The sequence below is a fragment of the Ideonella lacteola genome, from assembly GCF_038066555.1.
GTDB classification, from domain to species: Bacteria; Pseudomonadota; Gammaproteobacteria; order Burkholderiales; family Burkholderiaceae_C; genus Ideonella; species Ideonella lacteola.
The window spans coordinates 1-6,238 of the sequence record NZ_JBBUTG010000053.1; the positions used below are offsets into that span (position 1 = coordinate 1).

General features: G+C 60.0%; 5 protein-coding genes. All 5 read right to left on the bottom strand.

What is annotated here, in order from left to right; all coding sequences use genetic code 11:
• Window positions 1-712: 712 nt before the first annotated feature.
• The 5 genes from AACH06_RS29780 to AACH06_RS29800 all read right to left on the bottom strand — a co-directional run bounded on the left by AACH06_RS29780 (window position 713) and on the right by AACH06_RS29800 (window position 6,114).
• A complete protein-coding gene (locus tag AACH06_RS29780; RefSeq protein WP_341429462.1) occupies window positions 713-1,240 on the bottom strand; it encodes a YrhB domain-containing protein in 528 nt (175 codons plus the stop codon).
• Between the two features lie 1,007 nt (window positions 1,241-2,247).
• Window positions 2,248-2,745 carry an ASCH domain-containing protein gene (locus AACH06_RS29785; RefSeq protein WP_341429463.1) on the bottom strand — a complete coding sequence of 166 codons (498 nt, stop codon included), beginning with the start codon at window positions 2,743-2,745 and terminating at the stop codon, window positions 2,248-2,250.
• A gap of 532 nt (window positions 2,746-3,277) precedes the next feature.
• Window positions 3,278-3,718, bottom strand: a complete 441-nt coding sequence (locus AACH06_RS29790; protein ID WP_341429464.1) for a hypothetical protein — start codon at window positions 3,716-3,718, stop codon at window positions 3,278-3,280.
• Between the two features lie 530 nt (window positions 3,719-4,248).
• Complete coding sequence (locus AACH06_RS29795; protein ID WP_341429465.1) at window positions 4,249-4,626, bottom strand: hypothetical protein; 378 nt, start codon at window positions 4,624-4,626, stop codon at window positions 4,249-4,251.
• A 1,038-nt stretch (window positions 4,627-5,664) separates the two neighbouring features.
• Window positions 5,665-6,114 carry a hypothetical protein gene (locus AACH06_RS29800; protein WP_341429466.1) on the bottom strand — a complete coding sequence of 150 codons (450 nt, stop codon included), beginning with the start codon at window positions 6,112-6,114 and terminating at the stop codon, window positions 5,665-5,667.
• Between the last annotated feature and the right edge of the window lie 124 nt (window positions 6,115-6,238).

Below are 6,238 nucleotides of genomic sequence, written 5' to 3' on the forward strand. Positions count from 1 at the left end.
AGCTGGAAGGCCGCAGGTAGGGCAAGCGGCTATACCAGGCTCATTGACGGCGCCGCACCCATGGCAAGACCAGCGGTAGGACGGTACTTGCATGAGGCCTAACGTTCGACGTAAGGGGCGGCCCGCTTGCGGGACGTCCCCTTGACGGAGGGGTTAGCCCGCTGCGATTGAAGCAAGCCAACGGTTGCTGGAGTTTGCCACCCCAAGGCTTGCTTGGCCGCCCGGGTTGACCGCGAGAGCGGGCTACGACGGCGGCGGGGCAGAGACTTGGTAATTGAGGTATTCCCTTCCCGCGCTGGCCGACTGCTCAGACCTTGGCCCACAAGCAACCCAGCAAATGTTGCTTTGCCGAAGGCTCCCTTCCGATTCCCATGACCACGCAGGCCACAAGAAGAATGAGTTTGACCGGCTTTGCGACGCCGAAGACCACTCGCAATAACGCTGAGCAGCAGGGGTGTGAGGTGGGCCAGACTTGCTCGGGCCTGCCCCACACGCCTGATGCGTTGGGACCGAAGGCACCTGTTCAAAGCGACCGTGCCCTCACGAGCAGCAGGCGAAGCCTGTTGCGACCAAGGCTGGCCAACGCGGGCATTGGTATTAGCGCGAACCACTGACCACGGATAGGCGAGCCAACCAGACACTGACGGCTCCTGCTGCGGGCTAACGTTCGACGTAAGGGGCCTGCCGCAGGCAGGTCCCCTTGACGGAGGGGTTAGGCGCCATACGTTACCTCCGCCAAGAAGTTGAGATTCGATAGCTCTGCGACCAACACACTTGCAGATGCGACAGAGATTGTATCGATCAGCGTTGGGCTGCCAGAAAGGCAGCTATCGACGGCCTTCTTCGCTGCGGCCAGCCCCAGCATGGAGTGCCGGCGAATGACTTGAATGGCGGACACAGAAAGAGCGCCTGGCTCCCACCCAAGAAGCTTGACTTGCGCTTTCGCCTCTGCGCTTGCATCTCCGCACAAGCGAAAAGCGCGCATTGATTCTTCTATCGGGCGGTGATAGCTGATGAAACACGGAGCCGATCCGTTTCGAGGAACAAAGCACGGTGCGTTCCCTACGAGACTCTCATTGAAGTCACCCGTTTCGACGTAGCTCTTTGACTGATAGAAGAAGACCCAACCTTCATCGAATTCTTGAGTCGCTGAATCGATAAGCACGGGAACTGCCTCTCCGAACCCCTGCTTGCCGAGAAAAGTGAGGGCTGATTGGCCGGCGGACTCGGTGGATTGCATGTGGCGCTTAACGTTCGACGTAAGGGGCTGGCCGCAGGCCAGTCCCCTTGACGGAGCGGTTAGGCAGAGTGGCCAGAGCACCGAGATGCCTGGAACGCGATGCCACAACCGACATGTATCTCATGCCTGGCAGGCAGGCGAGGCGCGCGTTGGCGGAGCAAGAGACTTGCATGACAAATGCTATGAGGCCGGCCGGACGGACGAGACGAAGGAATTCAACTGCCTTGGCAAAGCGTTGCAAGCTTGCCTTGGCAGAGATCGCCACAGAGTACCACCGGCGGTGACCAAGCATAGCGATTCCAGCGACTGTGGCGTGCTGCTGCGGCCACCTACATGTGCCCAAGCTGACTTGAATACGGCTGGAGTCGCCACGGCCCGTGCGCTGGCCGCCGAAGGACGGACAGCCCACGCCGACGATGAAGTTGGCACCCAGAAACCGCAGACATGCCGCTGAGACCTCACCAACCTGCTGCCTTCTGATGCCTAACGTTCGACGTAAGGGGCTGGCCGCAGGCCAGTCCCCTTGACGGAGGGGTTAGGCAGAGCGGGTAGGGCACCGAGATGCCTGGAACGCAACGCCACGACCGACATGTATTTCATGCCCGGCAACCATGCGAGATGCGCGTTGATGAAGCAAGGGACTCGCATGACAAATGCTACGACGCTGGCCGGAAGAGAAGAAGTATTTCAATTGCCTCGGCAGAGCGCTAAAAGCTTGCCGTGGCAGAGATTGCCTACAGAGTACCACCGGCGCTGACCAGGCAGAGCAACTTGCGGCCTTGGCATGCTGCCAAGGCCACCCACATGTGCCCAAGCTGACTTGAATACGGGTGGAGCCACCACGGCCCGCGCGCTGGCCGCCAAAGGATGGACAGCCCACGCTGACGATGAAGCCGGTACCCAGAAACCGTAGACACGTCGCTGAGACTTCACCGGCCCTGCTGCCTTCTGATGCCTAACGTTCGACGTAAGGGGCCTGCCGAAGGCAGGTCCCCTTGACGGAGGGGTTAGGCCGCAGCGCTGGCTGACGGCAGATAGACGACTTTGAAGCGCTCACAGGCGACCAGCATACTCTCGGAAAACTCGCGCCCGGCTCTGGCGCACTCACGGGTGAAATACCGTCTGTGACCACTCTGCCAGAAAGCCAGCGAGCCATCGCCTTCGCCCTCTGTGGCTGCGAACTCTGCCGTGACCTCGTTGAACGGCACAACCTCGACGACCTCAGTTTCGATGACGCACAGCGGCTTGCCGGACCAACTTGTGACAATGCTGAGATCGCCTGCCTGAGGCGGGCGCTTGCCTTCGGCATCGAAGGACCAGACTGAACCAGCGGTTGCTCGCTTCGTTCCTTGAAGCACCAAGGCTGCAAGCTCATTGGCCAACTGCTCAGTGTCACCAAAGAAGAAGGCTTCGTAGAAGCGTTCTTCGCTAGCACCACCGACGGCTTGAGCGAATGCGCTCCAGAACTCGCGGAGATGCTCGGGGATTGCCGCGGCCTTGCTCATGTGGCCTAACGTTCGACGTAAGGGGCTGGCCGCAGGCCAGTCCCCTTGACGGAGCGGTTAGGCAGATCGGGTGGGGCACCGGGATGCCTGGAACGCAACGCCACGACCGACATGCATTTCATGCCCGGCAACCATGCGAGATGCGCGTTGATGAAGCAAGGGACTCGCATGACGAATGCTACGACGCTGGCCGGAAGAGAGGAAGTATTTCAGTTGCCTCGGCAGAGCGCTGAAAGCTCGCCGTGGCAGAGATTGCGTACAGAGTACCACCGGCGCTGACCGGGCAGAGCAACTTGCGGCCATGGCATGCTGCCAAGGCCACCCACATGTGCCCAAGCTGACTTCAATACGGGTGGAGCCACCACGGCCCGCGCGCTGGCCGCCAAAGGACGGACAGCCCACGCTGACGATGAAGCCGGTACCCAGAAACCGTAGACACGTCGCTGAGACTTCACCGGCCCTGCTGCCTTCTGATGCCTAACGTTCGACGTAAGGGGCGGCCCGCTTGCGGGACGTCCCCTTGACGGAGGGGTTAGGCCGATTTCGATGGCCAGATGGGCATGTCGTTGGGATCATATGGAACCCCAAAGTTGATTGACGTCAGCTCATCAAGTTCGAACTGCAGTTCGACCCAGATTTCACCAAAAGTGTAGCTTTCCATCTCGCCATAGTCGTCTACTTCATAAGCCTCGGAGAACTTCAAGGAAAGATGCGAAAGAAGTTGCTCGCGCTTCATTGACCAAGGATCGATGCCTGTCAATCGGGAACTGCGATTTCGAACTGAGATCCAGCCGAGCCGGCTTTCATTGTTAGGTTCGATCTTGAGAATCAGCTTCAATGCGTAGTAGCACAAATCTCTGTTCCCATTGTCTGAAGTCACAACTTTGTCAGGCGGGCCCAGTAGCGCAACGAGTTCTTGTTCGTTCATTCCGAACAAGACTCGATCGACACCAATCGCAGGGTAGATTTGCATGGCCTAACGTTCGACGTAAGGGGCTGGCCGCAGGCCAGTCCCGTTGACGGAGGGGTTAGGCACGGCGGCCAGAGCACCGAGATGCCTGGAACGCAAGACCGCCACCGACGTGTATTTCATGCCAGGCAGCCAGGCGAGGCGTGCGTTGGCGGAGCAAGAGAATTGCATGACAAATGCTACGACGCTGGCCGGACGAGACGATGGATTCAACTGCCTTGGCAAAGCGCTGCAAGCTTGCCAAGGCAGAGATCGCCCACAGAGTACCACCGGCGGTGACCAGGGAGAGCGATTCCAGCGACCGCGGCGTGCTGCCACGGCCACCCACATGTGCCCAAGCTGACTTGAATACGGCTGGAGCCGCCACGGACCGCGCGCTGGCCGCCGAAGGACGGACAGCCCACGCTAACGATGAAGCCGGCACCCAGAAACCGATTGCGTGTCGCTGAGACTTCACCAGCCTGCTGCACTCTGATGCCTAACGTTCGACGTAAGGGGCGGCCCGCTTGCGGGACGTCCCCTTGACGGAGGGGTTAGGCATGGGGTTCACGGACAACTGCCTCCTCGCCGAACTCAAGTTCCAGGGCGCTCCGTACGAGGGCAGGAAATGCAAACCAGTACTGACGGCGCATTGCATCTTTGACGAACTCCTTCCCAAACTCGGCAGAGTAGAATTTCACCTCCTGAGCAGAGAGACGCCTACGATCGAGCTCAACAAGCCTTCTCCGGTGCCGCTTCATCAGCAACGAGAACTTGGCTTGCGTTGTTATGCCGAATCGCTCAAGCTCCTGGCTCAGTTCGCCAAAATCAAGGTCCCCATAGTCATTCCTCGGCGAGAAAAGGGTGCGCAGCGTCTTTCGGAGCGTCGCCTCGGTGACGCGTCGGTTCAGCTTATCGAGGCGAGACGACATCGCTCGTGGCTTCTGGTGCCTAACGTTCGACGTAAGTGGCTGGCCGCAGGCCAGTCCCCTTGACGGAGCGGTTAGGCAGATCGGCCAGAGCACCGAGATGCCTGAAACGCAATGCCACAACCGACAGGTATTTCATGCCCGGCAGCCACGCGAGGCGTGCGTTGGTGGAGCAGAAGACTTGCATGACAAGTGCTACGACGTTGGCCTGGAGAGAAGAAGTATTTCAGCGGCATCGGCAGAGCGATGAAATCTCGCCGTGGCAGAGATTGCCCACAGAGTACCACCTGCGCTGGCCAAACAGGGCAACTTGCAGCCTCGCATGCTGCCGCGGTTACCAACATGTGCCCGCGCTGACCAGAATACGGAAGGAACCGCCGCGGCCCGTGCGCCGGCCGCCGAAGGACGGACAGCCCGCGCCGACGATGAAGCCAGCACCCAGAAGCCGTAGACATGCCGCCGAAACTTCACCAGCCTGCTGCCTTCTGATGCCTAACGTTCGACGTAAGGGGCCTGCCGAAGGCTGGTCCCCTTGACGGAGGGGTTAGGCACGGTGGCCAGGGCACCGAGATGCCCAGAACGCAATGCCGCCACCCGCATGTATTTCAAACCCGGTGGCCTGACGAGCCAGTGGCTGGCAAAGCAGAGTGCTTGCATAACATGTGCTACGACGCTCGCCGGAGGAGATGAAGGATTTCAACGACATCGGCAATGCGCTGAAAGCTCGCCGAAGCGAGAGATTGCCTACAGAGTACCACCGGCGGTGACAAGGAAGAGCGATTCCAGCGAGCGTGGTGTGCTGCTGCGGCCGCCAATATGTGCCCAAGCTGACTCGAATACGGCTTGAGCCGCCACCACGGAACGTGCGCTGGCCGCCGAAGGACGGACAGCCCACGCCGACGATGAAGCAGGCAGCCGACATGCGTGGATACGCTGCTTCGGACTCAACGGTCAGCCCCTGACTTCCGATGCCTAACGTTCGACGTAAGGGGCGGCCCGCTTGCGGGACGTCCCCTTGACGGAGGGGTTAGACCTCATGTGTCAGTCCTCTGCCTCAGCGTAGAGAAGGAAAGCACAGGACTCATCGAAGCCGACCAGTGCTGCTTCGAACGTGCTTGGGCCTATAGGATCCCACGACACTGAGGTGCCATGAAACTCGGCGTTGCATACAAAGCGAGCTCCGAATCTCGATAGAGCGCCAACTAGGCGCTCTGCCAAGTATTCTGCGGTTTCCTCCCGAATGAGTTCAGATTTGTACGCCAAGTCTGAGCCAAGGAGCCGGCGGGCGATAGCAGCAGCTGCCGCACCATCGACTACTGACCAAGACTGCGGGTTGATCGCGCCATATCCCCAACGCTGGACGATCTCATTCGCCACGACAGCAGGCTCGCGACTGACAAGGCCTGACAACTCGGAGTGGTGCAACTTCACATGGCGCGACGCCCGCTCGTGCGTAGCGATGAAGCTCTGGACATCGACGATGGTCGTCATGAGGTCTAACGTTCGACGTAAGGGGCTGGCCGCAGGCCAGTCCCCTTGACGGAGCGGTTAGGCAAAGCGAGTGGGGCACCGAGATGCCCGGAACGCAACGCCGCAACCCGCATGTATTTGAAGG